This window comes from Nitrospira sp., assembly GCA_030692565.1.
In the GTDB taxonomy this organism is placed as follows: Bacteria; Nitrospirota; Nitrospiria; order Nitrospirales; family Nitrospiraceae; genus Nitrospira_D.
The window spans coordinates 12,262-26,147 of record JAUYAO010000006.1; the positions used below are offsets into that span (position 1 = coordinate 12,262).

Annotated in this window: 15 protein-coding genes; 10 read left to right on the forward strand and 5 right to left on the reverse strand. The window is 58.3% G+C overall.

What is annotated here, in order from left to right; translation table 11 throughout:
* Window positions 1–463 precede the first annotated feature (463 nt).
* From Q8N04_01720 to Q8N04_01765, 10 genes are all read left to right on the forward strand, one after another.
* Window positions 464–2,080: a hypothetical protein gene (locus tag Q8N04_01720; protein MDP3089367.1), complete on the forward strand. Its 1,617-nt coding sequence runs from the start codon at window positions 464–466 to the stop codon at window positions 2,078–2,080.
* Between the two features lie 41 nt (window positions 2,081–2,121).
* Entirely contained in the window at window positions 2,122–2,946 is an 825-nt protein-coding gene (gene modA / locus Q8N04_01725; GenBank protein ID MDP3089368.1) for a molybdate ABC transporter substrate-binding protein, read from the forward strand.
* Complete coding sequence (locus Q8N04_01730; GenBank protein MDP3089369.1) at window positions 2,943–3,668, forward strand: hypothetical protein; 726 nt, start codon at window positions 2,943–2,945, stop codon at window positions 3,666–3,668. The genes modA and Q8N04_01730 overlap by 4 nt, the downstream gene beginning before the upstream one ends.
* A 65-nt stretch (window positions 3,669–3,733) precedes the next feature.
* The gene (locus Q8N04_01735) at window positions 3,734–4,717 is read left to right on the forward strand and encodes an ABC transporter substrate-binding protein (GenBank protein MDP3089370.1); all 984 of its coding nucleotides are present in this window, start codon (window positions 3,734–3,736) and stop codon (window positions 4,715–4,717) included.
* 1 nt (window position 4,718) lies between these two features.
* Window positions 4,719–5,525, forward strand: a complete 807-nt coding sequence (locus Q8N04_01740) for an ABC transporter ATP-binding protein (protein ID MDP3089371.1) — start codon at window positions 4,719–4,721, stop codon at window positions 5,523–5,525.
* Entirely contained in the window at window positions 5,522–6,292 is a 771-nt protein-coding gene (locus Q8N04_01745; GenBank protein MDP3089372.1) for an ABC transporter permease, read from the forward strand. The genes Q8N04_01740 and Q8N04_01745 overlap by 4 nt, the downstream gene beginning before the upstream one ends.
* A 77-nt stretch (window positions 6,293–6,369) precedes the next feature.
* The gene (locus tag Q8N04_01750) at window positions 6,370–7,929 is read left to right on the forward strand and encodes an ATP-binding protein (GenBank protein ID MDP3089373.1); all 1,560 of its coding nucleotides are present in this window, start codon (window positions 6,370–6,372) and stop codon (window positions 7,927–7,929) included.
* On the forward strand, window positions 7,929–9,272 hold the full coding sequence (locus tag Q8N04_01755; protein ID MDP3089374.1) for a sigma-54 dependent transcriptional regulator: 1,344 nt from the start codon (window positions 7,929–7,931) through the stop codon (window positions 9,270–9,272). The genes Q8N04_01750 and Q8N04_01755 overlap by 1 nt, the downstream gene beginning before the upstream one ends.
* Before the next feature lie 155 nt (window positions 9,273–9,427).
* Window positions 9,428–9,808: a PilZ domain-containing protein gene (locus Q8N04_01760; protein MDP3089375.1), complete on the forward strand. Its 381-nt coding sequence runs from the start codon at window positions 9,428–9,430 to the stop codon at window positions 9,806–9,808.
* 245 nt (window positions 9,809–10,053) lie between these two features.
* Window positions 10,054–10,662, forward strand: coding sequence for a pyridoxamine 5'-phosphate oxidase family protein (locus Q8N04_01765; protein ID MDP3089376.1), 609 nt, complete (start codon window positions 10,054–10,056; stop codon window positions 10,660–10,662).
* 89 nt (window positions 10,663–10,751) lie between these two features.
* On the opposite strand, the gene Q8N04_01770 is transcribed toward Q8N04_01765, so the two are convergent.
* From Q8N04_01770 to Q8N04_01790, 5 genes are all read right to left on the reverse strand, one after another.
* Complete coding sequence (locus Q8N04_01770) at window positions 10,752–11,567, reverse strand: MOSC domain-containing protein (GenBank protein ID MDP3089377.1); 816 nt, start codon at window positions 11,565–11,567, stop codon at window positions 10,752–10,754.
* 103 nt (window positions 11,568–11,670) lie between these two features.
* A complete protein-coding gene (locus tag Q8N04_01775; GenBank protein ID MDP3089378.1) occupies window positions 11,671–12,267 on the reverse strand; it encodes a protoglobin domain-containing protein in 597 nt (198 codons plus the stop codon).
* 144 nt (window positions 12,268–12,411) lie between these two features.
* Entirely contained in the window at window positions 12,412–12,855 is a 444-nt protein-coding gene (locus Q8N04_01780) for a group 1 truncated hemoglobin (protein ID MDP3089379.1), read from the reverse strand.
* A gap of 33 nt (window positions 12,856–12,888) precedes the next feature.
* Window positions 12,889–13,557, reverse strand: a complete 669-nt coding sequence (locus tag Q8N04_01785) for a MarR family winged helix-turn-helix transcriptional regulator (protein ID MDP3089380.1) — start codon at window positions 13,555–13,557, stop codon at window positions 12,889–12,891.
* Window positions 13,558–13,568: 11 nt separating this feature from the next.
* Entirely contained in the window at window positions 13,569–13,823 is a 255-nt protein-coding gene (locus Q8N04_01790) for a DUF2024 family protein (GenBank protein MDP3089381.1), read from the reverse strand.
* Between the last annotated feature and the right edge of the window lie 63 nt (window positions 13,824–13,886).

Below are 13,886 nucleotides of genomic sequence, written 5' to 3' on the forward strand. Positions count from 1 at the left end.
TTTGATGCAACAATATTCATTCAGAAAATATCAGCGATTCAATAAATATATTATTGACAATGTGACTCCATTTACTGTATTTAATCGCTATTCAATCTTGATCGGATTTAAGTATTTTGAAATACGCCTGACTTATCACCATGGAACTCAACGGAAGAACCCTAAGGGACGCAGACGAAATCCTTCGGTATGCCCTCAAGGACATCCGGTTTGGGTCCATTGAAATCGTCATCCATGACTCGAAGATCGTTCAAATCGAACGGAAGGAAACATTCCGTTTGGACCTCACCTCAACTCAGACCCCACCGGTGAGACGCCCATGACCACCTCACATCGCTGCTGCCGACGCTCACGCTAACCACCGGCCATCCGGACAACTGGAGGCACGTCACCGACGCATTCCATTTTCACGCAATAAACTGACCGCACTCTCGGAAGTGTTGCAAGCCCAAGGGGAAAGATCATGAGATTGTCCGCGGTATTTGCGCTCATCATGACCGGCCTCACGCTGCTGACCGGCGCCACACATGCACTGGCGGTCGAAGAAGGCCAACTCGTCAAGAAGGACGGCAAGTGGGAGTACTCCTCAGGCGAAGACCCTGGCTTGAAGTATCTCTATCTGAAAGGACTGATCAGCCAGGAGGAATACGATAAGGGCCTTAAAGTGATCGAGACGAAGGAGCGACTCTCTAAACCAAACTTTAACATCGACGTCAATAACGGCCTCAATATCCGCGTCGGAGAAAAATTCTTTTTGAAGCTCCGGCTCCTCACCCAGGTCCGCTATAGCTATCGCACCTATAACGCAGCCTGGGGCTCGATCGGAGACTCGCGCAATCCCGAGATCTTGGGAGGCCAGGTCGAATTTCGGGCCGTACGCCACCAGAGCAACACCAGCGAATTCTCCGTCCCGCGCGCACGGCTCCAATTTCTCGGCTATGCGTTTGATCCGGATTTTCGCTACAACTTCTCCTGGGCTTTAGATCAAACAACCTGGAATCAGGAGGGCGGCAGCGGAACGTCCAGGCTGCTCGATGCCTACATTGCGTCCTGGCACATCCCCCTCGCAACCGTCCAAATCGGCCAACAGCGCGTCTGGTTCAACCGCTCTCAGATCAGCTCAATCGCCACGTCGACCTTTGCAGACAATATGAGAGTGCAAAACGCCTTCGCGGCAAACCTCGTCAATAGCCGAGATATCGGCATCAGCATCCTGAGTGACGAAGATCAATACAAGCTCAACTACGCGGTCGGAATCTGGAACGGAGCCGGAACCAATCTTGCGCGGGAAGGCACGGCCATCAGCCAAGCGCTGGACACCAATGCAAGCCTTCCGAGTCCGCAACGTCGAACGTTCAATTACGACACCCGCCTCTTTACCAGCGAAATGATGTACACCGCCCGGCTGCTCTACAAAATCTCCGGCAATCCCGGGTATGGCCAAGGCGACATCTTAAACTCGCGCACCCCGCAAGTTGCGATTGCTTTCGGCTATGCCTATAACCCGGCACAAAACTACCTCAGTTCAATCCGGTCAGACATTGTCGACCGGGCGTACCGCCAGGCCGTCACTAAGAACGGCAACGGACGGCTCCTCGGGGGAGGGGTCTACGATTTCCAAACCTATGAAACCGATTTCATTGCCAAGTACCAAGGCTGGTCGCTTCAAGCGGAAGGCTATTTCCGTCACCAGCGGGTGCGTAATACCGATGCGGGCAGTATTCCTTTCGACCCGGCAACGGCAGTGGTGTTAGGCCCGCCGGTCAGCCTCGGTCAGGCCTGGGGCTGGTACGCACAGCTGGGGAAATATGTCATTCCTCGTAAACTCGAAGTGGCCGTCCGGTATGGCGTGATGGACCCCTCGACAAAACAAAAGCAGGACCTGACCAAGGAGTTCGGCGCCGCCATCAGCTATAGCTTTGACGGCACCTACAATAATCGTCTCGTGATCGACTACTCCAATATCACGATGGGAAGCGGCGGACGCGCCCCGGACCGGTATCCGTTCGAAAGCTTGCCAGGTTTCGGGCAGGCGCTCATCGAAAACCGCGTCAATGTGCAATACCAGCTCTATTTCTAAAACCCATGAATCGACTCATTCACTCCATTACGAGGAACTCCATGAAATACAGAACCTATCTCACAACGCTCTTACTGGGACTCGGCGTCATCGCCTCTGCACTCGCCGGAGCGCCATCGGTGCATGCACAGCCCGAGACCCTGACCATCGCCGCGGCCAACAGCATCAAGGATGCGTTACGGAAAATTTTGCCGATATTCGAGTCGCAGCATCCTGAACTCAACATACGGGTCATCTATGGCCCGTCCCAAACACTCCGGAAACAAATCGAAGAGGGCGCTCCGGTAGATGTGTTTCTCCCCTCCTTATTTGAGGAAATCGACCAACTCGAAAAGAAGGGCCTCGTCATTCAAGGCAGCAAGCGCATCTACGCCGGCACATCGCTGGTACTCATCACCGGCACGACCCTTCCCGCGCCGATCGGCTCGATTCAGGACCTCCACACGGTTCCGATCCGGCGCATCGCCATCGGCGACCCCAAGGCATCATCCGTAGGAAAAGTGGCACTCCAATTCATCAAGTACAGCAAGCTCGAACCCCAACTGAAAGCCAAGCACGTGTACGGCGAACATTCCCGAGCTGTGCTGGATCTGGTGGCCAAGGGCGAGGCCGAAGTCGGCATCGTCTATCGGACGGATGCCGCGTCGGATGAACACGTCCGTATTCTCGATACCGCCCCTGAAGACTCGCACACCCCGATCCGCTATGGCGTGGCCGTGGTCTGGACCGCCAAGAATATTTCAGGAGCGGGGGATTTCATCGAATTCCTCCTGGCGCCCCGGATCCAAACGCAACTCAAAGAACATGGGTTCGACCAAGCTTCACATAACCTCGGCATCGCTCAACAGCAGGAGGCTAAACCATGAACCGTACAACACGTTCGGCACAACAGCACTATCCCTGGACAGTGAGCGGACTGTTTATTCTGGCAGGAGCGGTCTTGCTCTCCGGTTGCACCACGCAGCCCGTTTCGGCACCGAAGGCAATCTATGAATCCGGCCTCAATACGATCAGGCTGGAAGGAGACCCCGATTCATCGGTGAATTCACACCCGGTCACACTCACACCGACCGAAATCGGCACACTGTTGCGAAACGTCCGGGTGTGGGAACGGCGAAACATGATCCACCGCTTATTGAGCGGCGATGCCGACCGGACCCGTGCCTTCAGGGACGAAGAAATCATGCTGCTGGCCCCGCACCTGTCGAAAGGATTGGCCCAAGCCACAGCGGCTCAGCGGGTACACTTTCGCCTGAGTCACGCCACAGACCAGGGGGAAGAGGAAACGACGGCAGGATGGCTCTCCGTTCGCGGGAATATCCTCGTCCTTGCCCTGAGCGAGGTGCACGATCGGCATAGCCCCGGGCCAGACATCAGCAAGTACGACCGCCAGATGCCGAATGTCCCGGAACGATCCGCGGCCTTCGATGCGGCCTTCGAGCCGGAAGACTATCTGGCCAAAGTCAGTTCAGGCGGCCGCCTCTTCGCCCCGGATCAACAGGAAGAACTGCACATTCGTTATCGGGAAGCCCTGGCAGCCCTTCCCGTCTATCCAGGACTGGAACAGGGACGTCAGCTGCGTCCATAAGCACCCGCCGGGAGCAGAGAATACCTGCTCCCGGCGGACATCACCTCGAATCGACGGGAAGCATCATGAAACGATTGTCATCGACAGCTTTTGCACTTCTTGCACTGATATGGGGGATCGACACGTTCATACCACCCAACGCGCTCGCAGCCGACACTATCCGGGTCGGGCATTTTCCCAATATCACCCACGTCCAGGGATTGGTCGCCCAGCACCTCTCACGAACCGGACACGGCTGGTTTGAGGAACGGCTCGGCAAAGATGTGAAGATCGAATGGTACATCTACAACGCCGGACCGAGCGCCATGGAAGCCCTCCTGGCAGATTCCATCGACCTCACCTATGTCGGGCCGAGCCCGGCCTTGAATGCCTACACCAAATCAAACGGCGAGGAAATCAGGATCATTGCCGGCGCAGCAATCGGAGGCGCCGCGTTGGTCGTCCAACCGGATTCCGGGCTCAAACAGCCCGCCGACTTTCGTGGGAAAACCATCGCGACGCCGCAACTGGGCAATACGCAGGACGTCGCCTGCCGAGCCTGGCTGGCCAACGGCGGGTTGAAGATCACGCAAACCGGCGGAGACGCCTTCATCGTCCCGACCCCCAATCCGGATCAGCTCTCGCTGTTTCAGCAAAAAAAACTCGACGCCGTCTGGACGGTCGAACCCTGGATCTCACGCCTGGAACGCGATGCCGGAGGCAAGATCCTGCTCGAACAATCGAAGGACAGCATCACGGTCCTGGTATCGAGCGTGAAGTTTCTCAAGACCAAGCGTGAACTCGCCAAGAAGTTTGCACAGGCTCACCGTGAACTCACCGAGTGGATCCTCGCGCATCCGGTAGAGGCCAAGCAGATGGTCCAGCAGGAACTGGCCGCAGAGACGCAAGCCAAGGTCTCAGCCGAATTGATCACACAGGCCTGGACACGCATTGGCCTCACTACAGAAGCCTCACCCGACGAATATCGGCAATTTGTCGCCAACGCACAGCGCGCCGGATTTATTCGCACGGCCCCCGACTTGTCCCGCTTGATCGAAAGGCTGAACTGACATGCTGACATCGGAAGGCCCATCGGCCAACACCGCCTCCAGCAAACTCGTCCTTGAACATATTTCGAAATCCTTTCAGACAAGTTCGTTGACTGTGCAGGCGCTCGATGACGTGACACTCCGCATCGCCGAAGGAGAGTTCGTGTGCCTCGTCGGCCCCAGCGGCTGCGGCAAATCGACCTTGCTCAACATCATTGCCGGGCTCGACCGGCCTGATCGCGGGCTGGTTCAGGCCGACGGCCAGACCATTATCGGTCCCGGCCCTCACCGTCTCATGATGTTTCAAGAAGCCGCGCTCTTCCCGTGGCTGACGGTGTTGGGCAACGTCCTCTTCGGCCTGAAACTCAGCAACGGATTGAATGCTGCGGAACGTCAGGAGAGAGCCGAATATTTCCTGGAACTCGTCGGCCTGAAGCGGTTCATGCATTCCAATGTCCATGAACTCTCCGGCGGCATGAAACAACGCGTCGCCCTGGCCCGAGCGCTGGCGCCGAACCCCAGCGTGCTCTTGATGGACGAACCCTTTGGAGCACTCGACGCCCTCACCCGAGAACAACTCTACGGCGACATTCAACGCATCTGGAACCAACATCGCAAGACCATCGTCTTCGTCACGCACAACGTGCGAGAAGCCGTGTGTCTTGGAGACCGCGTGATCTTGTTTTCGCCGAATCCCGGGAGGATTCGTGAAGAGTTCGCCATTCCCCTGCCGCGCCCGCGCGATATCAACAGCGTGGATTTAGCGCGCTACGCCACGGAAATTACCCGTGTGCTCAAAGGCTACGTCAAGACCGAGGTGGCGGGATGATCGTACGGTGGCTGTCCGCCTCGCTGTTTTTCCTGGCTCTCCTGGCGGCGTGGCATCTCGCAGTGGAAGCCAAAATCTGGTCGCCCCTCCTCTTGCCCTCCCCCGTGAGTGTCTTCGACTACCTGCGGTCAGCCGCGGAAGACGGCACGCTCTGGGAGGCCACCGTCGTTACGGTACGCCGTCTCCTCATCGGATACGGGCTCGGCATCCTCGCCGGGATTCCCTTGGGACTCCTCACCGCCTCATCCCGCTGGTCACAAGACACCATCGGCGTCCTCGCGCTGGGACTCCAAACACTCCCTAGCGTCTGCTGGGTACCGCTCGCACTCCTCTGGTTCGGTCAAACCGAATCCGCCATGCTCTTCGTCGTCGTAATGGGAACCCTCTGGTCGTTGATTCTCGCCACCGACAACGGCGTGCGGACAATCCCCCCCATCTATACTCGCGCAGCCCGCAGCATGGGATCGACCGGACTGCATACCTGGACCCATGTCGTTCTTCCGGCCTCGCTTCCGTTCCTCCTGAGCGGCATGAAGCAAGGCTGGGCATTCGCCTGGCGGTCGCTGATGGCGGCAGAGATCTTCGTCACGATCCTGACCGGATTCGGCCTCGGACATCTGTTGCATTATGGACGCGAACTTAACGCGATGGATCAAGTCATTGGCATTATGTTGGTGATTGTTTTTATTGGGCTGGCCGTCGATAAAACGCTCTTCGCGCCTATCGAACGGGTACTCCACCGCCGATGGGGAACCGGACGACCATAACGTGGATGACATGACATCCCCGCCCCTCTGGGATCAGATCGGCTGACACCCGTTCACGCCCTGTGGTACCGTACGCCATGTCATCTGCACCGCCCGGATTCATCGCCCGTCTCTCCATCGGCAAGAAACTCGCCGTCGCCTTCGGCTTGATCTTGCTGCTGCTCGCCGGCAGCTTCTCCGCCACACTCGTCTATCTGTCCCGCGTGAACAGTTACGTCGACCGCCATCAGCGCATTACCATCCCCGGCGTGATCACTGCGTCAGAGATGCTCCGCAATGTGGGGGAGATTGAAACCCGCATGCACCATGTCCGTGAACATCTCTCCGGCACAGAGAGAACCGCGGGATTCGAGGCCATTGCCGCAATTGAACGGCGGACCCTCGCCGCGCTCGATACCTATCAGGCTACCCACGCCGCCCGCACGCACCCGATTCTCTATGGCATGCTGGAACACCATGGCCGGACCGACTTGGCCGTACAGGAAGATCAGGCGATCGTCGCCATTGCGGACGGCATCACCTCCCTGCGCGCACAGCGGGAAGATCTGGCGGCTGCACGCCCGCCACATCCCGCCGAACCGATCGCGGCGGAAACGACCTATGAGCACGCAGCCGCGCGCACGCAGGAAGCCATCGCCTCCTTGATCGAGGTGCACCGGAAGATCGACGTGGAAATGAAGGTCGAGGGCGATCGATTGGTCGATCAGGCCCGCACGATGGTGGTTGGAATCCTCGGCGTCCTCGGACTGCTGATCGTGACCGTCTATGCGATCATGAAGCGGCAAGTGGCGAATCCGCTCAGGCGACTGGCGGCGACCGCCGATCGTGTCGCCCACCACGACCTTGGCGCGCAATTCGAGCCCTGGCCCAGCCGCGACGAAGTCGGCGCGCTCGCCGGTTCGCTCACCACGATGCTGACGAGTCTGCGGGATCACAGTACGGCGTTGATACGAAAGACCAAAGAGCTGGAAGCCTTCACCTATTCCATCGCCCACGACCTCAAAGGCCCCTTACGGGAGATCGAAGGGTTTTCATCTCTACTGGAAAAGCAGTTCGCCGATTCGAACGACGCGCAACTCCGGCATCACATCGGCATTATCCGCGCCTCTGCCCTCCGCCTCACTCATATGATCGACGCCCTGTTGAAGTACTCGCGGTTGGAACAACAGAATCTGCCCCGCCTTCGCTTCAATGTCATGGAGACGATCTCGAGCCTGCTGGTCGATCGCCACCAGCTCCTCGCGGGAAGCAAAGCGAAGATCACCGTCAATCTGCCCTACTCTGATCTCTATGGCGAACCGGTCAGTGTGCGCCAGGCCTTGACCAATCTCCTGGACAACGCGCTGAAGTTTTCCCGCCACGCCGCGGCGCCGGCCATCGCCATCGGCGGACAACAAACGGCGACCGAACATATTCTCTGGATTCGCGACAACGGAATCGGCTTCGATGCCGGCCAGGCCGACAAGATTTTCGGCCTCTTCGAGCGGCTCCACAGTCCCGGCGAATACGAAGGCACCGGCGTCGGCCTCGCCATCGTGAAACTAGTGATGGAGAAGCACGGCGGGAGGGTCTGGGCGGACTCCGTTCCCGGTCAAGGCAGCACCTTCTTCATCGCGTTTCCCAGCCAGGTCCACTGATGCGCACGCTGATCATCGACGATGAGGAATATGTCCGTCTGGTGCTCGAACAGGCCCTGCGTGAGGAAGGCTGCCAGGTCACGGCCGTGAAACACGGCCAGGCTGGCATCGACGCGCTGCACGCTGCGCCGTTCGATTGCGTCATTACGGATCTGCGGATGCCCGGCTTGGACGGGCGGGCGGTGCTGAAGTGGATCGCCGAGCATCAGCCCGATGTCGACGTCCTCATGCTGACCGGCCACGGTGATGTGAAAGATGCGGTCGAGGCGATCAAGCACGGCGCCTGGGATTTCCTCGTGAAAGAGACCCCCTTTGACGCCGGCGTGGTGAAAGCGGCGCTGAGCAAGCTCAAGACCGTCCGCGCGCTAAGAAAAGAGAACCTGGCGGCCCGCCATGGCGGCTTCACCCGTGACGTGATCGTGGAAGGCCCCAGCAAAGCCTGGCACATCCTCAAAACTCAGATCGCGCAAGTCGCGCCTTCCAACGCGCCGGTCCTCATTCAGGGGGAAACCGGTTCCGGCAAGGAAGTCGTCGCCCGGCTGCTCCACGAGCTGAGCCGGCGAGCCAACGGCCCGTTCCTGGCCATCAACTGTGGCGCTGTCAGCCGCGAGTTACTGGAAAGCGAACTGTTCGGCCATGAAAAGGGAGCCTTCACCGGCGCCACCGGCGCCAAGATCGGCCTGATCGCCGCGGCAGAAGGCGGCACCCTCTTTCTGGATGAACTCGGCGAGATGCCGGGACCGATGCAGGTCAGTCTGCTTCGCTTTCTCGATCGCAACGAGTATCGCCCGGTCGGCAGTACCCGAACACGTCAAGCGGATGTGCGTATCGTCGGAGCCACGAATCAGGATATTCAAGAACTCGTCCATCAAGGCCGCTTCCGCGACGACCTCCTCTATCGCATCAATACCGTGACGCTCCGCGTCCCGCCGTTACGTGAACGAACCGAGGATCTGCCTGCGCTGATCGATCACATTCTTCAGACGCTCCGGATCCCTGGAGCCACCAAACGAACGGTTGCCCCAGCCGCCTTACAACGGCTAACCGCCTATGCGTGGCCCGGCAACGTGCGTGAGCTGAGAAATGTGATCGAACGGATGATCTTGATGAGCACTGGAACCGGACCCATCACCCACGCTGAGGTCGAGCACGTGCTGCCGAAGTCCTCAGGCGCTCCCCGGACAGACGATCCCACAGAACTGACGTTGGACGAAATCGAGCGGCGACACATCCTGCGCGTGCTCGACGCGAGCGAGGGGAACAAAACCGCGGCCGCCAAGACCCTGGACATCGATTACAAAACGCTGCTGACCAAGCTCAAGAAGTTCTCTATCACCAACTAGCGACTCCCGCTATTCCCGGCGACGCTCGCCGCTCGAACACATTCGCTCAACATGCTCCCCATCACGCCACCCTGGCCGCGGAGCAAGCCAAAACATCAATTCCCTTGGCAACCAGCCGATCGTTTCTTATGATGCCAGTGAGTTTGGGAGCACCGATGTCTCAGCCAACCGGACCGTCTAAGCGCATCATCGACCTGCGGAAACATCAGCGCATTGTCACGCCGTCGAGCGCGCTTTTTTCCTTCAGACAGCTTATCGTGCCGGCCCAACTCCTGGACGATGTCGAAGGTGAAGGCGCCCTGATCGATCTTTCACTCGGAGGATGCCGTCTTCTCAGCGACACCCCGCTCGCCCTTGGTCAGGAATATCACCTGATTCTGCAGATCTCCGTTGAACGCCCGCCCATTCCGGTCGAAGCCGCGGTCGTCCGCTGGACTGAAGACAATACCTACGGTCTCAAGTTCACCTCGATCGACACGCACGACGAATCTCTGCTCCGGGATCTCCTCATCGAGATCCGCCGGCCCATCAGCTAACTCGGCCCCTCGCCAGGACTGATCGCTCTCTCGCCTCAGACACGGGGTACGCCCTGTCAATACGGAAAGAGGCTTCCCCCGCCAAAGCACGCACGTCAAGAATACACGCGTCGACCATCTCCGGACTCCGCCCTCACCGCTGACAGATCGGACACCTTACGACTCGATTCGACAATGGCCCCCTATCTATTAGAAAATGGGCCACACCTCACCGTGTCATGCCCTTCGGGCAAGGAGCCTCGCCTATGAACCGGCCGGACGTCTCAGGAGAACAGCAGGCGCAAGAGCAGTTCGGCACGGCAAGTCGAGCGGCGGCCTTTCAGGCCAATCAAGTCCTGGATCATTTGAATGGTCCGATGCAGCAGTTCGTTGCACGGCAGGAAATGGCCTTCATTGCCACGGCCAGCGCCAGCGGCGCATGTGACTGCTCCTTTCGCGCCGGCACCAGGGGATTCGTCGCCGTGCTGGACGAAAAGACGCTCGTCTATCCGGAATATCGAGGCAACGGCGTGCTGGCCAGTGTGGGCAACATTTTAGAGAACCCCCACATCGGCATAATCTTTCTCGATTACTATCTGACCACGATGGGCCTGCACGTCAACGGCAAGGCTCACGTCCTGACTCCGGGCGAGATGGAAAGCATGCCGCATCTCCCCCCAAGCATTCTCGAATCCATGCAGGTCAAAGGCGGCCGTCGACCGGAAGCCTGGATTCTGGTGAACGTCGAAGAAGCCTATGTCCATTGTTCCAAACACGTGCCGCTCATGAAGCGCCTGGACAAACACATCGCCTGGGGCAGCGACGACGAGTTCGTCAAAGGCGGAGATTTCTTCAGGACGAAACCCATTACCTGACCGTAACGCTAGGACGCAATCCCATTTTCCAGCAACTACCTTCAGATATCAGGCTAAACTTGGCCCACCATAGTCAGACCGCTACAATCTTACTCCTCTAGGCGAACGACATCCCCCGCACGCACCGCCCCAGGTGTCACGACTGTTGCTAAGACACCCACGTTGCCGTGGTTATGCTGAACCGCCGTCCGCAGTATCGCCAAGTCCTGAGGCAAGCCCTGTTGCGGCAAAGTCGTCATGACACATCGCGCACAGAAGCTGGTCACCGCCAAACGAACGTGAGAGCCAATCGTTACCATTCGCCCTTTCCAATCGTTCTCTAGAAACATAGGGGGCGATGCCCCTGTATCAATGACCACATTGGGGCGAAATCGCCGTGCGTCAAAACGCCCATCCGGACAGTGCGACTGCAACGCGTGGAGCGTCGCCGTCGTCAAGAGATGAACCGGTGCCTCATCGAAGAAAGTCGTCGGAGGAATCTTTACCGTCGTCTCGCTGTCCCGTTCGGACAAGCCCTCCAGGTTAGGCGCATATTGCTCCAGCACCGGCTGCGCCGGCGGCACACTCGTGAGCCTGACCTTTCGTCCGAGCCGCTCAGACAGGACGACGTCCACATCTCGCATGGATTCCGTCATGACCTGTCCATCCGGAAACGTGATCTCTACACTCATTGAGGATCCAGCAATACAACGAGCCTGAAACGTAAACAGGGAGGGCCATCGGCGGGGATTCTTCGCACTTACCACATGACCCGTCTCTACGTCGATCAACGCATACTGGCGGTCGCCCTGCAGTCCTCGTTCCGTCACAGTGGCCGTTACCAACGGCTCTCCCAACATCGACTTCACGGGATACCGCCACAGCTCACGAACGGACCAACTCTCTGCCCCCTTCTCAACCTGCACAATTGCCTCCTATCGCCTAAACACTATAGAACCCAGCCGAATAGCGCCCCCCTCACAACTTCGGCGCTATTCGGAAAGGAAATCTCTCGACACACTCACACGACTAGTAGTCGCCTTCTTTCACATAGGGATGACTCCAGAGAATCACCTGCAACAGCACGGACTTGATCCACGCTTGATGCATCGCGTCCACCTCGGCCTGACTATGCCCCTGTTTGGCCAGAAAGGGCCGAAGTGTGGCCGTCACGGGATACAGCAATGCCGGAATATACCGAAAGGGAATGTGCGGAACAGCGGCGACCTTGTCCGTCGCATTTTTGCCGATACGGTGATGGCGGCGGCCGATCTCGAACTGATAGTCCAGCCAAGCCTGGTCATATTGAGCGCCGGCCGTATCCAGAATCCACTGACCAAATCGCTTTCGCACAGCTCCTAAGTAGTCCGTATCCGGCTGGCCATCCGACACCCGGGTAAACGTCTGCACCAAGTGAGGATTCGATCCGACAAAGCCGTACCATACGTCGAGGATGGCTTCTACCTCTCCCTGCACCACAGCTTTCGACTGTTGCAGCGCTTTCACATCCTCATCCGTAAACAGTACCGTTTTCTTCAACAACTCAAATTCCTCCAACGAGATCGATGCGCGCGGCAAGGCTGCCGTGCCATATGTGTATCCGGGAATCGCCGGTCTGCTGCTCATCGTCTGCCTCCCTGTGTTTGTATCTTAGGATTGTGCTCGCGCTGACTATCGTTTGATTGAGACCATGAACTTTGACGCACGCAACAACATTACGAAGCACTCAGGTGCAGGAGATCTCGCGGTGATCTCCCGCACCTTGAGGCATTACTTCTTTTCGACGATATCGCTCTTCATCGGGCCGAGGACGCCCAGCAATTCATCTTTCTCCGTCTTGCCGACCTTGTGGTGATCCAGCGCGGCCACCAGATCTTCCACCAGCGCACCGAAGGCCGCATCGGTCACACCCATGCCGGCATGCGTCTGCGTCATCGTGCGACCGCTGTACTTGCAAGGCCCGCCGCTCGCTTCGCAGATCTGATTGACGAGATGCATCTTGAGCTTCGTGAGATCCGTACTCGTGAAATATCCGTTGATCCGCTTATCGCCTCCGACATTCCCCACAAACGTCTCGACCACCGCCGTGATCGCGCCCTTGCCCCCCAACCGGTCATAGAGCGACTTGCCTTGAGCTGGGTTCCCCGCGCAGACCGCCCCCGCCATCAGCACCACACTCAAGACCGCCATACTCATCACACTCTGCATCTTCATCGCACACCTCCAGTATTGATTAATAAATAGGGCTTACCGCCCCTCCCCACCACTCACGAACGCCTGCCACCGACGCAGTTGATCGGCTTCTCGCCCTGGAACAAAGTCAGGACAATCGATCCGCAATTGCCCCTCGCCCATCGGCTTATTCACCAGTCCGCAATGGTGCGGCCTGGCGGCATCGGCATGGACATAGGGTTGAAAATAGGCGCACCCTGCGCACATCCTCGCGACCGAAATCACCCCCTGGCCCTGCAGCGAATGAATCACCTTGGTGAGCCCTCGCAGGAATATCGCCTGCTCGTCCGGCGTGAGACTTTTGACGCCGGCATCGACGACCTCAGTCCATCCCCTTGTCTCGCGGACTTCGCGTCGCCCCGCTGCCGTGAGCGTCAGCACGAGCGCCCGCTGGTCTTCCGCCAAACGTTCTTTCTTGACCAACTGCTTCTCGACAAGCGTGATGACGGCATCGCTCGCTGTCGCCGCCGACAGGCACAGTGCGGACGCCACGTCGTTCAGCCGAACTGATTGGCCGTCCCGTTCCTCCAAGAGGACCAGGATTTGCCCCTGTGTCGGAGTGAGCTTACGCGCCGTGCCACCCTCCCAAGCCTGGCTTCGCAATGCAGCGGCGACTTTGGTCAGGCCCGCCGTAATATGATCAACTATGGTCTTTTCACCGTGCATCGGAAGGCGTTTCCCCATTGGACGCTCCTTTACGCAGATAAGGACACAATGAATCCGCCGGTTTGCCGGAACTCCTTCTGCTGATGCTCCGTAAACATGACCAAGGGCTCCTGGTGGCAGAACCGGCACTCCTCCGCCGTGACCGCAACCGCCGCATACCCCTGGGCCGCCACATACTCATTCGCCAATCTGAGAGCCGTCGCCTGATCCCCCGTCATAACGTCAAAGTGCAGGGTCTTTCCCGGCACCTCCACCCACGTATCGAACACCTTCACCGTATCCATCCCTAGCTCCTTTCCAATAACACTTGCCTACTATTAAGGACTCCTGATTATATAGCAAGGAGT

Bases quoted from the DNA above. Each gene is read 5' to 3' on its own strand.
- Q8N04_01720 (MDP3089367.1), top strand. From the start codon at position 464: ATGAGATTGTCCGCGGTATTTGCGCTCATCATGACCGGCCTCACGCTG.
- modA (MDP3089368.1), top strand. From the start codon at position 2,122: ATGAAATACAGAACCTATCTCACAACGCTCTTACTGGGACTCGGCGTC.
- Q8N04_01730 (MDP3089369.1), top strand. From the start codon at position 2,943: ATGAACCGTACAACACGTTCGGCACAACAGCACTATCCCTGGACAGTG.
- Q8N04_01735 (MDP3089370.1), top strand. From the start codon at position 3,734: ATGAAACGATTGTCATCGACAGCTTTTGCACTTCTTGCACTGATATGG.
- Q8N04_01740 (MDP3089371.1), top strand. From the start codon at position 4,719: ATGCTGACATCGGAAGGCCCATCGGCCAACACCGCCTCCAGCAAACTC.
- Q8N04_01745 (MDP3089372.1), top strand. From the start codon at position 5,522: ATGATCGTACGGTGGCTGTCCGCCTCGCTGTTTTTCCTGGCTCTCCTG.
- Q8N04_01750 (MDP3089373.1), top strand. From the start codon at position 6,370: ATGTCATCTGCACCGCCCGGATTCATCGCCCGTCTCTCCATCGGCAAG.
- Q8N04_01755 (MDP3089374.1), top strand. From the start codon at position 7,929: ATGCGCACGCTGATCATCGACGATGAGGAATATGTCCGTCTGGTGCTC.
- Q8N04_01760 (MDP3089375.1), top strand. From the start codon at position 9,428: ATGTCTCAGCCAACCGGACCGTCTAAGCGCATCATCGACCTGCGGAAA.
- Q8N04_01765 (MDP3089376.1), top strand. From the start codon at position 10,054: ATGAACCGGCCGGACGTCTCAGGAGAACAGCAGGCGCAAGAGCAGTTC.
- Q8N04_01775 (MDP3089378.1), bottom strand. From the start codon at position 12,267: ATGAGCAGCAGACCGGCGATTCCCGGATACACATATGGCACGGCAGCC.
- Q8N04_01780 (MDP3089379.1), bottom strand. From the start codon at position 12,855: ATGAAGATGCAGAGTGTGATGAGTATGGCGGTCTTGAGTGTGGTGCTG.
- Q8N04_01785 (MDP3089380.1), bottom strand. From the start codon at position 13,557: ATGGGGAAACGCCTTCCGATGCACGGTGAAAAGACCATAGTTGATCAT.
- Q8N04_01790 (MDP3089381.1), bottom strand. From the start codon at position 13,823: ATGGATACGGTGAAGGTGTTCGATACGTGGGTGGAGGTGCCGGGAAAG.